This is a genomic window from Corynebacterium segmentosum, assembly GCF_900637825.1.
GTDB classification, from domain to species: Bacteria; Actinomycetota; Actinomycetes; order Mycobacteriales; family Mycobacteriaceae; genus Corynebacterium; species Corynebacterium accolens.
The window spans coordinates 1,566,823-1,582,516 of the sequence record NZ_LR134408.1; the positions used below are offsets into that span (position 1 = coordinate 1,566,823).

At 61.7% G+C, this 15,694-nt stretch carries 19 protein-coding genes; 4 read left to right on the forward strand and 15 right to left on the reverse strand.

The features are described from left to right. Positions 1-116: 116 nt before the first annotated feature. From lgt to hisD, 13 genes are all read right to left on the reverse strand, one after another. The gene (gene lgt / locus EL217_RS07500; RefSeq protein ID WP_126319343.1) at positions 117-1,088 is read right to left on the reverse strand and encodes a prolipoprotein diacylglyceryl transferase; all 972 of its coding nucleotides are present in this window, start codon (positions 1,086-1,088) and stop codon (positions 117-119) included. 53 nt (positions 1,089-1,141) lie between these two features. Beyond that, complete coding sequence (locus tag EL217_RS07505; RefSeq protein ID WP_005278561.1) at positions 1,142-1,972, reverse strand: indole-3-glycerol phosphate synthase TrpC; 831 nt, start codon at positions 1,970-1,972, stop codon at positions 1,142-1,144. Between the two features lie 86 nt (positions 1,973-2,058). Continuing rightward, on the reverse strand, positions 2,059-2,694 hold the full coding sequence (locus EL217_RS07510) for a TIGR02234 family membrane protein (RefSeq protein ID WP_005283730.1): 636 nt from the start codon (positions 2,692-2,694) through the stop codon (positions 2,059-2,061). Beyond that, positions 2,694-3,056: a phosphoribosyl-AMP cyclohydrolase gene (gene hisI / locus EL217_RS07515; RefSeq protein ID WP_005278556.1), complete on the reverse strand. Its 363-nt coding sequence runs from the start codon at positions 3,054-3,056 to the stop codon at positions 2,694-2,696. The genes EL217_RS07510 and hisI overlap by 1 nt, the downstream gene beginning before the upstream one ends. After that, positions 3,053-3,823, reverse strand: coding sequence for an imidazole glycerol phosphate synthase subunit HisF (hisF, locus tag EL217_RS07520; protein ID WP_126319345.1), 771 nt, complete (start codon positions 3,821-3,823; stop codon positions 3,053-3,055). Before hisF ends, hisI begins: the two co-directional genes overlap by 4 nt. 23 nt (positions 3,824-3,846) lie before the next feature. Then, positions 3,847-4,617 carry an inositol monophosphatase family protein gene (locus EL217_RS07525; protein ID WP_126319347.1) on the reverse strand — a complete coding sequence of 257 codons (771 nt, stop codon included), beginning with the start codon at positions 4,615-4,617 and terminating at the stop codon, positions 3,847-3,849. Positions 4,618-4,620: 3 nt separating this feature from the next. After that, a complete protein-coding gene (gene priA, locus EL217_RS07530) occupies positions 4,621-5,409 on the reverse strand; it encodes a bifunctional 1-(5-phosphoribosyl)-5-((5-phosphoribosylamino)methylideneamino)imidazole-4-carboxamide isomerase/phosphoribosylanthranilate isomerase PriA (RefSeq protein WP_126319349.1) in 789 nt (262 codons plus the stop codon). 13 nt (positions 5,410-5,422) lie between these two features. Then, the gene (gene hisH / locus EL217_RS07535; RefSeq protein ID WP_126319351.1) at positions 5,423-6,055 is read right to left on the reverse strand and encodes an imidazole glycerol phosphate synthase subunit HisH; all 633 of its coding nucleotides are present in this window, start codon (positions 6,053-6,055) and stop codon (positions 5,423-5,425) included. Between the two features lie 3 nt (positions 6,056-6,058). Next, complete coding sequence (locus EL217_RS07540) at positions 6,059-7,309, reverse strand: MFS transporter (protein ID WP_005278542.1); 1,251 nt, start codon at positions 7,307-7,309, stop codon at positions 6,059-6,061. Then, on the reverse strand, positions 7,306-7,473 hold the full coding sequence (locus EL217_RS11240; protein WP_172596685.1) for a hypothetical protein: 168 nt from the start codon (positions 7,471-7,473) through the stop codon (positions 7,306-7,308). Before EL217_RS11240 ends, EL217_RS07540 begins: the two co-directional genes overlap by 4 nt. 3 nt (positions 7,474-7,476) lie before the next feature. Then, positions 7,477-8,079, reverse strand: coding sequence for an imidazoleglycerol-phosphate dehydratase HisB (hisB, locus tag EL217_RS07545; RefSeq protein ID WP_126319352.1), 603 nt, complete (start codon positions 8,077-8,079; stop codon positions 7,477-7,479). Between the two features lie 3 nt (positions 8,080-8,082). Further along, complete coding sequence (locus EL217_RS07550; protein ID WP_126319354.1) at positions 8,083-9,195, reverse strand: histidinol-phosphate transaminase; 1,113 nt, start codon at positions 9,193-9,195, stop codon at positions 8,083-8,085. After that, a complete protein-coding gene (hisD, locus tag EL217_RS07555; protein WP_126319356.1) occupies positions 9,196-10,506 on the reverse strand; it encodes a histidinol dehydrogenase in 1,311 nt (436 codons plus the stop codon). Positions 10,507-10,643: 137 nt separating this feature from the next. On the opposite strand from hisD, the gene EL217_RS07560 reads away from it, so the two are divergent. After that, positions 10,644-11,543: a YbjN domain-containing protein gene (locus tag EL217_RS07560; RefSeq protein WP_126319358.1), complete on the forward strand. Its 900-nt coding sequence runs from the start codon at positions 10,644-10,646 to the stop codon at positions 11,541-11,543. Here the strand turns inward: EL217_RS07560 and EL217_RS07565 are convergent. Continuing rightward, positions 11,530-12,069, reverse strand: coding sequence for a hypothetical protein (locus tag EL217_RS07565; protein ID WP_126319360.1), 540 nt, complete (start codon positions 12,067-12,069; stop codon positions 11,530-11,532). The two genes, EL217_RS07560 and EL217_RS07565, sit on opposite strands and share 14 nt — an antisense overlap. 1 nt (position 12,070) lies before the next feature. Then, positions 12,071-12,838: a hypothetical protein gene (locus EL217_RS07570; RefSeq protein ID WP_023028949.1), complete on the reverse strand. Its 768-nt coding sequence runs from the start codon at positions 12,836-12,838 to the stop codon at positions 12,071-12,073. 161 nt (positions 12,839-12,999) lie between these two features. Between EL217_RS07570 and EL217_RS07575 the strand changes: the two genes are divergently transcribed. The 3 genes from EL217_RS07575 (at position 13,000) to EL217_RS07585 (ending at position 15,688) form a co-directional block, all read left to right on the forward strand. Next, a complete protein-coding gene (locus EL217_RS07575) occupies positions 13,000-13,533 on the forward strand; it encodes a TetR family transcriptional regulator (protein WP_005283769.1) in 534 nt (177 codons plus the stop codon). 100 nt (positions 13,534-13,633) lie between these two features. Then, a complete protein-coding gene (locus tag EL217_RS07580; protein WP_126319362.1) occupies positions 13,634-14,998 on the forward strand; it encodes an exonuclease domain-containing protein in 1,365 nt (454 codons plus the stop codon). A 72-nt stretch (positions 14,999-15,070) separates the two neighbouring features. After that, entirely contained in the window at positions 15,071-15,688 is a 618-nt protein-coding gene (locus EL217_RS07585) for a hypothetical protein (protein ID WP_005278513.1), read from the forward strand. Positions 15,689-15,694 lie beyond the last annotated feature (6 nt).

Genomic DNA, 15,694 nt, shown 5'->3' on the forward strand with positions numbered 1-15,694 from the left:
TTGGCCTATTCCATCGGGGAAATTGAACAACCCCCAACCTACTCCCTCGCGCGCCGACAGGCCACAATTTTTTGGCGCCTTAACTACGGCAATCGGACACGATCACACATAACCGGTCATTTCCGGCCGGTAGCAGTGCCCGAGGTGCCGTTAGCATGCGTGGCTGCCACGCGTTTCTCGTCGCCCTCGCCGCCGTTTTCCGCCTGCTCGCGGTAGTACCGCGGGTCAACTTCCTCTGGCGTTTCGGGGCCCTTGCGCTGCCTGTCCAGTAAGAAAAAGACGATGAGACCTGCGATAAAGACAACCGCCGAGACGATGAGGTTCACGCGGACACCAAAGATTTCGGTGGCCTCATCAGAGCGCATGCCTTCGATAAAGAAGCGGCCCAGAGTGTAGCCCACGACGTAGAGGGCGAATACCCGTCCGCGCCCCAGCTTCCATGCCTTGTGCGCCCACAGAAGGAACAGGCACACAAGCACGTTCCAGATGAGCTCATACAAAAACGTCGGGTGCACCGAAGCGATGACCTCGCCGGTAGAATGCCCGGATACTGGGGCGTACTCCCCCGCCTCATCGACGCGGTAGTAGATATCCAGCGCCCACGGAACGTCGGTCGGCCGGCCGTAGAGCTCCTGATTGAACCAGTTGCCCAACCGGCCGATGCCCTGGGCAAGGATGAGGCCAGGCGCTACCGCGTCCGCAAACGGTGCCAGGGGGATCTTTTTGATCCGGAACATTACCCAGAGCGCTACGGCGCTTAAAGCGACCGCACCCCAGATGCCAAGGCCGCCATTGGTGACCTTGAGGGCGTCGACTGGGTTGCAGGTATCACAGAAGTATTTCTGGTTATCCGTAATGACGTGATAGAGCCGCCCGCCCACGATGCCGGCAGGGATGACGACGATGGTCGCATCCCACACGGTATCGGGATTGCCGCCCCGAGCCGTGTATCGCCGCAGCGTCATCCACATGCCCACGAGGATGCCGGCGATGATGCACAGCGCATACGCATGGATTGGAATGGAGCCAAGATGCCACACCACGCCCTGCGGCGGGGAGGGGATATTTGCAAGATTCTGAGTATGCACGTAGATAGTGTGCCTTATCAGCGTGCCCGTGAGCTAGTTTGGGGTCACTTTTCCTAGGAACTTTTACGCGACGGGCACGCTGGGTGCTGGCCCGCGGCCACCAGAGAGCGTGCCAAGGCGGTGGGATCCTGGGCCGCCATGACGGATTCGCCGACCAATACCGCATCCGCCCCGCGAGAGGCATAGTGGAAGAGGTTGCGGGCGTTATTTACCCCGCCCACGGCAATGCGCAGGAGCGATTCCGGCAGCCCCGGGGCAATATCGTTAAAGGCTTCCCGGTTGATCTCATCGGAGGCAAGCGACCACGCATTGATCGCGATGACACTGCTGCCGGCCTTAATGGCGCGGTTGACCTCCCCGCAGGTTCGCACCTCCACGATGGCGGTCATCCCTAACGATTCCGCCCGATCCAAGAGGGCTTCCAATCGGGCTTGTTCTAAAAGCTCGACCTGCAGCGGGATCGCATCGGCACCAAAACAGCGAGCCTCATGAATCTGGTACGGATCCACGATGAGGTCGCGCGCCATCATCGGGATATCGATAGCAGCGCGCGCGGCCGCCATATCCTCAAGCGAACCGTTAAAGCGCCGCGTATCCGTTTGGCAGGCCATCAGATGCACGCCGCAGTTTTCAAAGGTGCGCGCCCATTCGGCCATCTGCTCGGCCGAGCCCACGTGGGCAATTTCCCCGGTATAAGGAACGGCGCGCTTAAGCTCAGTAATGACTGAGCAACCGGGCTTTAAGAGGGCCGCGCGGGCATCGCGGGGAGGCTCCATGTCCCGCGAGCGCGCCTTGATATCTTGGAAGGAAACGCGTGCTTCGCGCGCGGCGACATCCTCAAGCACCCCAGCGACCAGGTGATCGACGGCTATGGGTGTGGGCATGAGCACCTCCCTCCAAGCGCGATTAAGATCACACTTAGATTAACGCTATGGGAAGTGTTTCCGGAAATTGCGCTGCGCGAACGGGGCTATTTGCGGCCCACATCGGTCGGGTCGATATCGCTATCGAGCGCGTCCCACATCACGCGGCCGGAATCGGATGAGGTCTCCAAATCTTCCGCCAGCTTTTCTTGGCGGGCGGCGGGGGTTTCGTACTTGCTCGATGCCTTGGCCTTGTCCTTGCCTGGGTTCTGGGCGAGGAGGACGGCGCCAAAGAACGCTAGGGCCGCACCAATAATGGCCACGATGGGGCCAAGTTTGGTGACCTCCACCGAGATGACGGTGGCCCACTCGGAGATTGCGGCAGAATCCACCGCGTTCTCATTCGCGGACGCGCCCTGCAATATTTTTTGCGCGCGCTGGGCGTCAGCACCGCTGGTCAGCAGGCTAATGGGGCTCCACGCGGCGCCGGCCGCGGCGAGGGCGCACACAATGGCCACGATGCGGCGCCCCGTTCGGCGCAGCGCAATCCCCGCGAGCACCCCGGCGAGGAGGACCAGCGTCAATGCCATCAGCTCTAGGGACCACGCGGAACCCACGATCTCATTGGTTGCCGAGCCCGATTTATCGTCCTCGCTTACCGCTTTTACCCAGGTGCTGCGGGAAGAAAACCACAGCACCGCCGTGCCCACCGCAATAAGGAGCGGGCCAAGTCGCCTCGTCATCAGGAATCATCCCCTAAAAGAACTCTCGCATCGAAGCAGGTCCGGTCTCCAGTGTGGCACGCCGCGCCGCGCTGCCGCACGGTCAGCAAGATGGTATCGCCATCGCAATCAAGGCGCACACCGAGCACGTCCTGCGTATGTCCGGAGGTCTCGCCCTTAATCCAATACTCGCCGCGCGAGCGCGAGAAATAAGTGCCCTTGCGCGTCGCCAGCGTGTGGGCCAGCGCGTGGTCATCCATCCAGGCAAGCATAAGCACTTCGCCGGAATCGGATTGGGCAACCGCCGGCACGAGCCCTTGCTCATTGCGCTTGAGCAGCGCAGCTATCTGCGGGTCTAGCTCATAATCTGCGGGAGTGTTCACCGGCGCACCTCGTATCCGGAGTCTGCCAGCGCCTTTTTGACCTCGCCTATTTCTACCTCCCCAAAGTGGAAGATGCTGGCTGCCAGCACGGCATCGGCACCGGCTTCAACGGCGGGTGGAAAATCCGCTGCCGCACCCGCCCCACCGGAGGCGATGACGGGAATATTCACCGTTTCGCGCACCGCGCGCAGAAGCTCGAGGTCGAATCCGGCCTTCGTGCCATCGGCGTCCATGGAGTTTAAAAGGATCTCCCCCACGCCCAGTTCGGCGCCGGTGCGGGCCCATTCCACTGCATCGATGCCAGCCGATGTCGTCCCGCCGTGAGTCGTGACTTCAAACCCCGACGGTGCGTGCGCCGCGTCGGTGCGCCGCGCGTCCACGGATAAGACGATGCACTGCGAGCCAAAGACCTCTGCCAATTCGCGCAGCAGGTCTGGATTGCCAATCGCCGCGGTATTGACCGATACCTTATCCGCACCGGTGCGCAGGAGCTCGCGGACATTGTCAACGCTGCGCACTCCCCCGCCCACGGTGAGAGGGATAAAGACCTGATCGGCGGTGCGGCGTACCACATCGAGCATGGTGGACCGGCCGTGCTTGGACGCGGAGACATCGAGAAATGTCAGTTCGTCCGCGCCCAATTCCTCATAGCGCGAGGCTAATTCCACGGGGTCTCCTGCATCGCGCAGGTGGGCAAAATTTACGCCCTTGACTACGCGGCCTTGATCCACATCAAGGCACGGGATAATGCGTACGGCTACAGCCATGCGGGGCTTACTCCTTCACAGGTTTAATCTGAGTGATGAGATAGGATTTCTAGGATTGTCTCGTGCACCTGCGGCGTACCGGAGACCATACCCCGCGACTGCACGGTCCACGGATTGCCCTCCGGATCCGTGATGATGCCCCCAGCGGCCTTAATAAGGAGCGCTCCCGCCGCGTTATCCCACGGGTGCGGCGAGAAATTCACGGCACCGTCAAATACGCCCTGGGCCACGAAGGCATTATCTAGTCCCACCGAGCCCGTGATGCGCGGCCGCAAGCCGGATTCGCGCAGCTCGTGGAATGCCGCAGTGGGAAGGTTGGAAAAACATCCCACGTGCCCACGGGCATCATCGAATTCTGGGGACTCTTCCCCGCCACCGAAACCGCCGGACGGCCCACCGGCAGAACGCAGCGGCGAGCCGTCGCTGGCCACCAAGCGCCTGCCCAAGAGGGGAAAATCTGAGATGGCCGCAACAGTCTGGCCCTCGTGGACCAAAGCCACCAAGATGCCGGCCATGGGGTTGCCCGCGGAATAATTCGCGGTCCCATCGATCGGATCGACAACCCACACGGTGTCCTGGATGCTACCGCCGGATTCCTCACCGTACACCGGGATGCCGGTCATCTGCTGCAAGATATCGCGCAGCTGCTTTTCGATGGCCAAGTCCACCTCTGTGGCGAAATCGCCCCGGCTTTTAAAGTGGGCCGGCGGCGCCCCGATGCCGGATCGAAAGATGGGCTCAACCTGGTCAACGGCCGCCTCCGCGAAGGCCACCAACTCGCGCGGATCCATCATTGATTACCCTTCCTCGGGGTCATAAGGATCGATGGGCACCTCTGCGGGCAGCGGCTCTACCTCTGCCACCGCCGCTAGCGCCTCCTCCAGGCTGAAGTTTCCCTCATACAGCGCCTTGCCGATGATCGCCGAATCGATGCCCTCATTTTCATACCGGGCCAGCTCGCTAACATCCGCCAGGGAGGAAATGCCACCGGAGGCGGTGACCTTGGCATCGGTTGCCATTGCTACCTCGCGCAATAATTCCACATTGGGCCCAGACAGCGTCCCGTCCTTGGACACGTCCGTAACCACGAAGCGCTGGCACCCTGCGGCATCGAGGCGCTCGAGTACCTCCCAGAGATCCCCGCCGTCGGATACCCAGCCATTGCCCTTCGTGCGCCATTCACCATCTTCTAAACGCACCGCCAAATCCACGGCGACCTTTTCGCCATAGCGCCCAAGGATTTTTTCTATCCACTCTGGGTTTTCTAAGGCGGCGGTGCCAATATTGATGCGATTCGCGCCGGTAGCCAGCGCGCGCTCTACCCCGACATCATCGCGAATGCCACCGGTCAGCTCGACATTAATGCCGAGTTCTTGAGTAATTCCCGCCATCTGCTCGTGGTTGGAACCGCGATTAAAGGCGGCATCGAGGTCAACAAAGTGCAGCCACTGGGCCCCCTGGCGCTGCCATTCAAGGGCTGCATCCCGCGGGGCACCGTAGACCTTTTCGGTGCCGGCCTCTCCCTGATCCAAACGCACGGCCTTGCCGCCGGCGACATCGACTGCGGGCAAAAGCGTAAAAGTCATGGTCTCATCCTACCTAGAGCGTGTGCATCCAGTTTTCCAATAGCTGCGCGCCCGCATCCCCGGATTTTTCGGGGTGGAATTGCGTGGCCCAGAGCGCGCCATTTTCCACCGCCGCCACGAAAGAATCGCCAGCGTGCGTGGACCAGCTCACCAGCGGCGGGCGGGTAATGACGGTTTCCAATTCCCAGCGGCGTACGCCGTAGGAATGCACGAAATAAAACCGTTCATCGACGTTAAGCCCGGCAAACATGGCGCTGCCATCTGGCATCTCGATGGTATTCCAGCCCATATGCGGCAACACGTCGGATTGCAGGCGCTCGACCGTACCCGGCCATTCGCCGCAGCCTGTGGAGTGGATGCCGTGCTCGACGCCGGCATCGAAAAGCACCTGCATACCCACACAAATGCCCATGACCGGCCGCTCTCCTGCCAGCCGCTGGCCGATGACCCTCGGCCCATTCACCGCCTTAAGCCCTGTCATGCAGGCATCGAACGCGCCCACGCCGGGAACCAGCAGCCCGTCTGCCTCGAGGGCCTGATAAGGATCCGCCGTGACGGTGACCTCCGCCCCGACGCGCTCGAGGGCACGCTGGGCAGAGCGAATATTGCCCGCGCCGTAGTCCAATAACACCACCGATTTTGTCATGGGCTATACCTTACGCATTCGACGCAAACGAGTGCGGATATCGTTGGTCTCGCTGATACGAGTCCGGCCCAAGATGAAGTCCGCCGTGGTGAGCAGCAAACCGGCGATAAGGATCGCCACCCCAGCTCCGAAGGCGCCGTCGTAGCCGTAGCCCGCCACCATGGCGCCGAGCAGGGTCGAGCCCAGACCGGTGCCGCTATCGTAGAAAATATTCCAAATGGCCGAGGCCTCCGAGACCCGCTCGCGGGGCAGCCGGTCAAACATGGAAAGCAAGGCCTCGTTTTGCGCGATACCAAAGGCACCGCCGAATAGAACCGCGCCGAGCACCAGCCACCAGATGGAGCTTTCCATAAATAGGGTGAGCGAAATCGTCCCGACGCCGATGATCGCCATGATCTGGCTTGGAATGTACAGGCTGCCTGGGGCCCCAGTGCGGTCCGCCACCACGCCGGCGAAGTAACGGAAGATCATCGCCGCGCCACCCACGATTGACAGCATGATGCCGGCGAGGCTGGCACCCCTTGCGGCATCGAGTTCCTGCATCGCGGGGGACAAGAACGAGGAAATGGCGCCGTAGCTCATGGAGAACGTGGTCAAGGCCAAGGCCGGGACTGCCACCAGCTTCCAGGTAGGAACGCGGATGATATTGACTTCTTCATCGTTATCCTCGGCCAAGGTGACCTTGATCTTGGGGATGCGCAGGCACATGGCAAAGCCCAAGAAGCCGATGAGACCGGCGGTGATATAGGTCGAGGCGTAGCCTAAGGAATCCGCCATGAACAGGCCGAGCGGCAAGAAGATCATCTGCCCCAAGCCTGTAAATACACCAATCATGCCGGTAGCCTTGCCCAGCAGACGCACCGGGGAGAGCTCTGCAATGAGCGCGGATTCGGACACGGTGAGGGCGCCGAAGCCCACCCCGCGCATGGCGGAAAATAGCAAGACGATCCAGGCGTCGGTACCCAACAGGTGGCCGAAGGCCGGCACGCCCAAGGTAAAGGCGGACAGCGCCATCACGCGCCTGTAGCCCCAGCGGCGCAACAGCCACGGCGATATGATCTGCGTGGCAACCGTAAAGGCCATGAAGATACCAGTGGATCCACCCGCTAGGGTCGCGGAACCGCCGGAGTCAATAACGGCCAGCGGCACCACGGGAAGCAGGATGGACCAAGCGCCAAAGGCGGCGGCGATGGCTACCATCGTCGGCGTATAGCCCGGGACCTTCCAAATATTGGTCTCTTGAGATTCGCTCATTTACTAAAGCCTCCAACCATCCAGGCAATGGCCGCAGCCGCGGTGATAACGGCTAAAAGCGCGGCGACGACCGTAAAAAACTTCGAGTCCTGCTGATACGCGGACCAGGCCCCTCCTACCAAGAGGCCTGCCACCAGAAACAGGATGAGGATCATAAACTGCACGGGCTACAGGGCTCCCTTCGTTGAAGGGATGCCGGTCTGGCGCGGATCGTGGTCCACGGCAGCGCGCAGCGCGCGGGCTACCGCCTTGTATTCTGCCTCGGTCACGTGGTGCGGATCGCGGCCGTAGCGCACGTTGACGTGCAGGGTAATAGCTGCGTGGGTGGCCAAGGATTCGAAGAAGTGGCGGTTAATCACCGTGGCATAGTGCCCGCCGATGACCTGCCACTGCAGGTGGTCCGGCTCGCCATTCATCACGAAGTAGGCGCGGCCCGAAAAATCCACGACCGCCTCTACCAGCGCCTCATCCATGGGTAGTAATTGGGAGCCGAAGCGGCGGATCCCGGCCTTATCCCCCACTGCTTCGCGCAGGGCCTGGCCTAATACGATGGCGGTATCTTCCACGGTGTGGTGGGCGTCTACCTCCACGTCACCGGTGGCCTTAACCTGCAGGTCAAAGAGCCCGTGTGTGGCAAATGCGGTAAGCATATGGTCAAAGAACGGCAGCCCGGTGGAAATGTCGCTTTTCCCAGTGCCGTCAAGGTCGATGGAAACGGCGATGTCCGATTCCGATGTTGCTCTTTGGGCACGCCCCACACGGTTTGTCATAAATCACTCCTTTGAAGTATCCGCTCCTACTGTAGTCGCTAGTTTTTCCGCCGCAGCCAGAAAGGCCGCATTTTCTTCTGGCAGGCCGATGGTCACGCGCAAGTACCCGTCGATCCCTACATCGCGGATGAGCACCTCTTCATCCAAGAACTGCTCCCACACGCGGTGTTGATCCGCAAAATTGCCAAAGAAAAGGAAATTAGATTCGCTCGGCATGACGGTATAGCCCATCTCGCGCAGGCGCCCTGCCACCATGTCGCGTTCGGCGGCGATGGTTTCCACGGTGGCGAGGGTGTCTGCGCTGTGGCGCAGGGCCACAGTGGCCGCGGCCTGGGATAAGACGGAGAGGTGATATGGCAGGCGCACCAGCATGATGGCCTCCACGAAGGCCGGGTCCGCCACGAAGTAGCCCAGGCGCCCGCCGGCAAAGTCGAAGGCCTTCGACATCGTGCGCGACACCACGAGCTTGGTGGGGTACTTTTCCAACAGGCTCGTCGCGGACGGCGAGGAAGAAAACTCGGCGTAGGCTTCGTCGACGATGACGATGCCGGGGGCGGCATCGATAAGCGCGGCAATATCCTCCAGGCTGGTTATCCCACCGGTGGGGTTATTCGGAGTGGTGACAAAAATGACGTCAGGCTGGTGCTCGGCCACCGCCGCCAGGGCGCGGTCCATATCTATGACGAAGTTCTCATCGCGCGGGCACTCGATAAACCGGGTGTGGGTACCGGCAGACAGGATCGGGTGCATGGAATACGACGGCGTAAATCCCAGCACGCTGCGCCCGGGCCCGCCGAAGGCCTGCAACAGCTGCTGCAGGATCTCATTGGAGCCGTTGGCGGCCCAGACCTGCTCGTAGGTGACATCCACGCCGGTTTGCTGCGAAACGTAGCGGGCTAGCTCGGTGCGCAGTTCGACCGCATCGCGCTCTGGGTAGCGGTTGAGCGAGCTGGCGCAGCGGCGGACCTCGTCCACGAGGGCATCGACAAGCGCGGGCGAAGGCGGGAAAGGATTTTCGTTGGTATTGAGCTGGTAGGCCACCCGCAGCTGCGGGGCGCCATAGGCGGTCTCGCCGCGCAATTCCTCGCGCAGCGGTAGGTCATGTAGCTGGGCCATTTATTTCTCCTCGAATCGGGCGCGGATGGCCTCCCCGTGGGCGGGAAGGCGCTCGGCATTGGCAAAGGCGATGACGTTGGGGGCGATTTCTTCCAGGGCGCCGCGGTCATAATCGATGAGGTTGACCGGCCGGAGGAAGGTGTGGGTGGAAAGCCCCGCGGAAAACCGCGCCGTGCCCGAGGTGGGCAGCACGTGGTTGGAACCGGCCGAATAGTCCCCCAAGGGCACCGGGGAATACGCGCCGACGAAAATGGCTCCGGCGTGGTTGATGCGCTCTGCCACGGCGCGCGCATCCGCGGTGTGGATTTCTAGGTGCTCGGCGGCATACGCATTCGCCACGGCGATGCCCGCCTCCAGAGAATCCACCAGGACGATGCCGGATTGCTCGCCGGTTAAGGCCTCGGCGGCGCGGGCGGAGTTCTCCGTTGCCGTATAGCGGCGCTCGACCTCCTGCTGCACCTGCTGGGCCACGCTTTCCGATGCCGTAATCAGCACGCTAGCCGCCATCGGATCATGCTCTGCCTGGGAGATGAGATCGTAGGCCACGTAGACGGGGTTCGCGGTCTCATCCGCCAAGATGGCGATTTCGGTCGGGCCGGCCTCCGCATCGGTGCCTACCACCCCGCGCACTGCCCTTTTGGCCGCCGCGACAAAGATATTGCCCGGCCCAGTAATCATATCTACGGGCTCTAAATCTTCTTCCGCGTCGCCGTAGGCTAAAAGCGCGACCGCCTGGCCACCGCCGACGGCCCATACTTCCTCCACCCCCAGCATGTGGCACGTGGCCAAGACCGTGGGGTGTGGCAAGCCGCCGTGATCCTTTTGCGGCGGGGAGGCCACCACCAGGCTGGAGGCGCCGGCCTCTTGCGCGGGCACGGTATTCATGATGACTGAGGACGGGTAGACCGCCTTGCCGCCGGGAACGTAGAGACCGACGCGCTCGATGGGGCGAAAGACCTCGGTCACGGTGGCGCCGGGGGCCAGCTGCGTGGTGTGCGACTCCGGCTTTTGGTCCGCATGCACGCGGCGCACCCTTTCAATGGAGGCCTCGATGGCCGCACGCACCTGAGGATCAAGCTCTTCGGCGGCCCTCTGCAGTTCCGCCTCAGGCACGCGTAGGGACGGCGGGCGCACCCCATCAAATTGCTCCCCATAATCCAGTGCTGCTTGAACGCCCTCCTCGCGCACCTTATTCACCATCGGCACGACGGTCCCCATGACGGAATTCACATCGGTGCCGCCGCGCGGAAGGACGCGGCGCAGCGTAGCGGGGCGGAGCTGTTGACCGCGGAGCTCGATGGTTCGAAGCATTCCTGGCTCACTTTCTGGTTGATCACCGTGGGCTATATCTGTAGACAAACCAATATACTATCGCCCAAAGCGCCGCGGGAACACCCTCTTGGGCGATAGACTCAAAGCAAATTCCAGCGAAGGCGAGTGTGCGGTGCATGATGATCGAATTTGAATCCACCAGTCTTGAGCGGCACCTGCGCGCCATCGTCCGCGAGAATGACTTTTCCTATTGGGCCTTGCCCACTGGAGAACTCGTCATCTCCCATGGGCAGGAGGGATCCACCCTGGTGTCTGTGTCGCAGGCCGACGGTGTGGTAATCCACCTACACACCACTCCGCGCGGCGCGGTTGCGCTGGGCGATGCCGCCGAGCTGTCCCGCTTCATCACCACATGGAATGCCGATTGCCTCTACCCCACCGCCCTGCTGGACTATGACGAGGCGGGCTCGCTGGTGCTGTGCGGGCAGAGCCACTTCACCACTGGGGCTGCACCAACGCACGATCAACTAGCCGCGTTTGTGCCCGCCGCGCTCCGCGGCGCAGAGGTGCTCATGAGCGTGGCGACACGCGAATTTCCGGCCCTAGCCCAAGAACCAGAGCTGTTGCTAGCTCAAGACGATGCTGCTTCCCCGCCCGCAGTCTCCCTGGATTTCCTCGCCGCCACTTTGCCGCAGATAGGGATCGACAGCTTTCATAGCGATGGTGACATCTGCCTATTTGCCCTGGTCAATTCCATCGCCTGCACCTTCACCCTCGACTCTGGGCCAAGCCTCATCATTACCGGCCGGTGGGCTCTCAATGCGGATGAGGACGAGTTCACCCGTTTGTTTTTGATCTGCAATGACTGGAACTTGATAAGCCACAGCGCCACGGCTTACTGCCGCGCCAGCGACGACGGCCTCCACGTCCACGTCGATGTGCCGACGCTTATTGGGGCGGGTCTAAGCCAAGACCAGTTGCAGCGGGTTTTAAGCCAGAGCCTCGATGCGATCCTGCACGCTATCGATGAAATCGCGCGGGAATTTTGCGGCAGCTCCCCGGTTAAGTGGGCGTAACTTCCCGTTGCGGCTCATCCGCAGCCTCTCGCCCCACAACTTCCCAGTCCGCGTCGGAGCTAATAAACGCGGTGCACCAGTAGGAAAACATGGCCAAAAATGGCGCTACCACCCAGGCCACGGCGGGAGAAAAGTTCGGCGCAAACTCCACGACATCGCCTGGGTTCTCCGGCGGGTGCGTCGCGGTGATGCCGCCAAAGACGTAGAAGGACACGGCACCGGCGAAGGCGCATGCCCCCACCCACAGCAACATCGCGAGACCGCGCCCGCGGCGCTGGACAAATGCGGCTAGCCCCAAGCACAGCCCCAAGAAACCCGTAACGAGCGCAAAGGTCATAAAAGCGACGAATTGCGCGTTGCCCACCGCTTCAATGGCATAACCGCCACCTTCGACAGCGCGGCCGGTCATCGTGGGGCGCATAAAACCCCAGAGCGCGCCGCAGATGCCGAAAACGAGCAGGGAACACGCGAGGAGCCCCGCACCAACACCGAGAGTGCGGGGCAAGCGAGCTTGGCGGGAAGACACTTTAGTTACAGAAGGTCCAGTTGCCGTCCTCGCGGCGGAAACGAACGGTGGAGGTATCGGTACCTTCCGAGTTTGACACGCTCACGGTGGCGGAGGCGTCATCGCCGTTGACCACAACGTCATTGACCGATTCCAGCTTGGTGGAGGTAGGAATGGCCTCTAGCTGGTTGGCAAATTCGTTGATCTGGGGATTGCCCTGGCCTTGCTGGCGCATGGAGTTTGCGTATTCGGAAAAGGACTGGTTGGGCAGGCTATCGACGTAGTTGAGGTACTGCTGGAAATCCCCGGATTCGCCTTCGCGCACGGCCCTGCAGGCGTGGGCTGGCATGTAGCCAAAGTATTCCTTGACGTTGTCAATCTCATGCTGGCCGCGCACCAGCTGCTCAATGGCCTGCTTATCGCCATCGTTGGCTTCTTGTCCGCCTTCAATGGGCTTAATGTCCTGGGCGTTGGCGAAGGGATCGTCCCCGTTGTGCATGGGGTTCGTATTAGCACCCTCATTGCCGCCTTCTTCGCCCTTGTCCTTAGGGTCCTCGGCGGCCTTCTTCTTATCCTTTTCTTCCTTTTCCTTCTTATCCTTGTCGGCGTCTTTGTCCTCAGACTTCTTCGCCGATTCCTTTGCGGAGGTCTCAGTAGACGAGGAGGCGGACGAAGACGACGCGGTCTTCGTCGAATCGTCCTCGTCATCTGAGCTGCATGCAGCTAAGGCAAGCGGGGCAACCATAGCGACCGCAAAAAGGGACTTCTTAGCAGGGGTCAAAAAGGACAAGGGAGAGCTCCTGAATCAATCTTTCGAATGCGAAGCCGCCTCACGACGGGTTCTTATGTCCCCGCAATCCTAACAATGCAAGTTTGCAAGGGACATTATTGCAGTCTGAAAAGTACCTGTGAGCTATTCCTTAGCGCGGCGAAACACGTACAATTTCCACTGTGCAACTACATCGCGAGGCCATCATCGACGCCGCCACGACCCTATTGAATACGTATGGGCTTGCCGATGTCACCATGCGCCGCGTCGCCTCCTCCCTCGGCGTTGCCCCGGGGGCGCTGTATTGGCACATCGCCAATAAGCAGGCGCTCATTGCCGCTCTTGCTGAAGATATTATCGCCCCCGTCGCCGGATCCACGCTGGAAGAGATTAGCCTGCACCTGCGCGAATTGCTCCTGGCCCGGCGCGATGGCGCGGAGGTAGCCATCGCCGGCCTCTCGCAGCCGGATTCCCAGGCCTGGGACCACCTCGTCGCGCAGTTTAGCTCCGCCACGTGCCCCGATTTCGATGCCGCCGCACGCAAGGCCGCTGCCCTTTCCGCCGTGCACCTCGTCTTGGGCGCCACGCTGCTCGAGCAATCCCAGCGCCAGCTTTTAGAAACCACCGGCGGGGCTACCCCGGCGGACTACCGCGCCGATTTGGTGCGTGGCGTGCGGATTATTAATGCCGGACTGCAGCACAGCGAGGCGGATTAAAACGCTTCACCCCCGCGGCGGATTTTCGCCAAGCACAAGCGAGTACGATCTCTGTGCAGCAGCCCTCCTAGATAGTCACCTCAGAAGAAAGGCCATTTTCGTGTCGTATCCCGCGCATGGCGTATTGATCGATGTCACTGCGGAAAAAGTCGTGCTTCACCGCAGCCTGCTCTCCCGCAGCTTAGGCGCGCCTGCCACCGCAGAAATCGCGCTCGATACCATCGATGACCTGCGCGCCCACGAACCCACCGCCACCGGTTTTGGTTCCTTGTCCTTAGGCAGCGCCGGCAGCATTGCCTTCGCGCCGCACCAAGATCCCCACAGCGTGGCGCGCGCCATTAAGGCGGCGCAGCAGGGCGACGCACCCGCGGAAGCCGCAGCCCCATCCTCTAGCGAAGAATCCTCCGTGGGCAACCCGGGGCTTGATTTCGTCGCGGTTGATGTAGAGACCGCCAATGATAATTGGGGGTCCATCTGCCAGATCGGTGCCGTGCGTTACCGCGATGGCGGGGAAACCGCGTCCCAGTCGTGGCTGTGCACCCCTCCCCCAGGCTTGGAGCACTTTGCCGAAATCAATATCTCCATCCACGGGATTACCGCAGCCGATGTCGAAGGTGCCATGCCCTTTGCCACAGCGGCCGCAGAGCTCTTTGATTTCATCGGCAGCGATGTCATCGTCGCGCACAATGTCCAGTTCGATTCTTCCGCGCTGCGCTCCGGATTGCTGGCCGCCGGCGCCGATGTCCCCACCGTCCCGCTGGCCTGCTCGCTCGCTTTGTCTCGCGATGCCTCAAGGCAAGGTGTTATCTCGGTGGCCAACCACAAGCTTCCTACCGTCGTGAAGCACCTCGGCGGCGCCTCTTTTACCCACCACGATGCCACCGAGGACGCCCGCGCCGCCGGCACCATCATCACCGGGCTAGCCCAGCGCTTCGGGCATACCGGAAGCATCACCGATCTCTTTACCACCCGCGAGTTTAGCCTCGGCCGGCTCGAATCCTCGGCCATCCTGCCGGTTCTGCGCGCGCATACCGCGCCCACCTCCGGCGACGATCTGGGCGCCGGCACCGATTTCCGCGATTCCACCCGTTCCGCCGGAACCAACAAGAAGCCCGCGTCTTCCGGCCGGGCGCCGTGGCAGGCCGTTGCCACCCCAGATACCATTCCAGATCCCAACCTCGACGCCGATCCTCAAGGCGCACTCTACGGCCAACACGTCACCCTGACCGGGGATTTCGAGCCGTACGATAAGGGGCTGCTGTGGCAGGGCATCGCCAAGCGCGGAGGGCAAGTGGGCAAAAACGTCACCAAGAAGACCACGCTGCTTGTCGTCGGCGAATGGGCAAAGAAGACCTCCAAGGAAAAGCGCGCCGAAGAGCTGCAGGAAAAGGGCCAGGACATCACCATGTGGTCCGGTGCCCAGCTCTTTTCTGAGCTGGAGCTCGACGCCGAGCCGCCTTTTTAAACCCACAGGGAACCACCCGGCTATTTCTCCAGTCCAATAAGGGCGGATACTCACGACCCTGGAGAAATCGCCATGACCCTTACGCTCGACGCTCCCCGCCCCACCACCGCTAATTTGCTGCCGGCGCTCTTCGCGCGATCGTGGATTAAGCACCAGCGGCTTTCCGATGACGGCTTTTGCGACTCCCTCGCCACCATCCAGCTCTCCCCCAACCTGTCGATGGCGCTAGTCTTTCCCGGGCAGCGCACCTTTCGCCGGCTCAGCCACCGCGGCCTCGCGGACCTGGATGTCTCGACCCGTCAGGCGTGGAATTGTGCCTCGCTGAACCTGCAGCGCGCCGCGCTCGACTCGCAGGGCCTGCGTTTTTGGACGCGCCCAGCTCGCTGCGCCCTGCCTGCCGCAACGCCTTATGGCGGCCTACAGGTCCGCTCCCACGGTGCCCCGATTTCCTCTTGGTTGGCTCACCCGGAAACCTTTACCGTGCTGGATAAACACATGCGCCGCCTCATGCGCTCGCATTCTTTGACCTACCTGGTGCCGGATTCCGCGACGGTTTTTGTCTTCGCCCACTTACCCGATGAATATGCTCGCGACCTCGCCCGCGCCGCCGCCGAACAACTTCCAAGCCATCGCACCGTTTTACATTCGCGCCCGCTAGTATGGTCTAACGGATTTCCCCGCGAATTATGAGAGGAG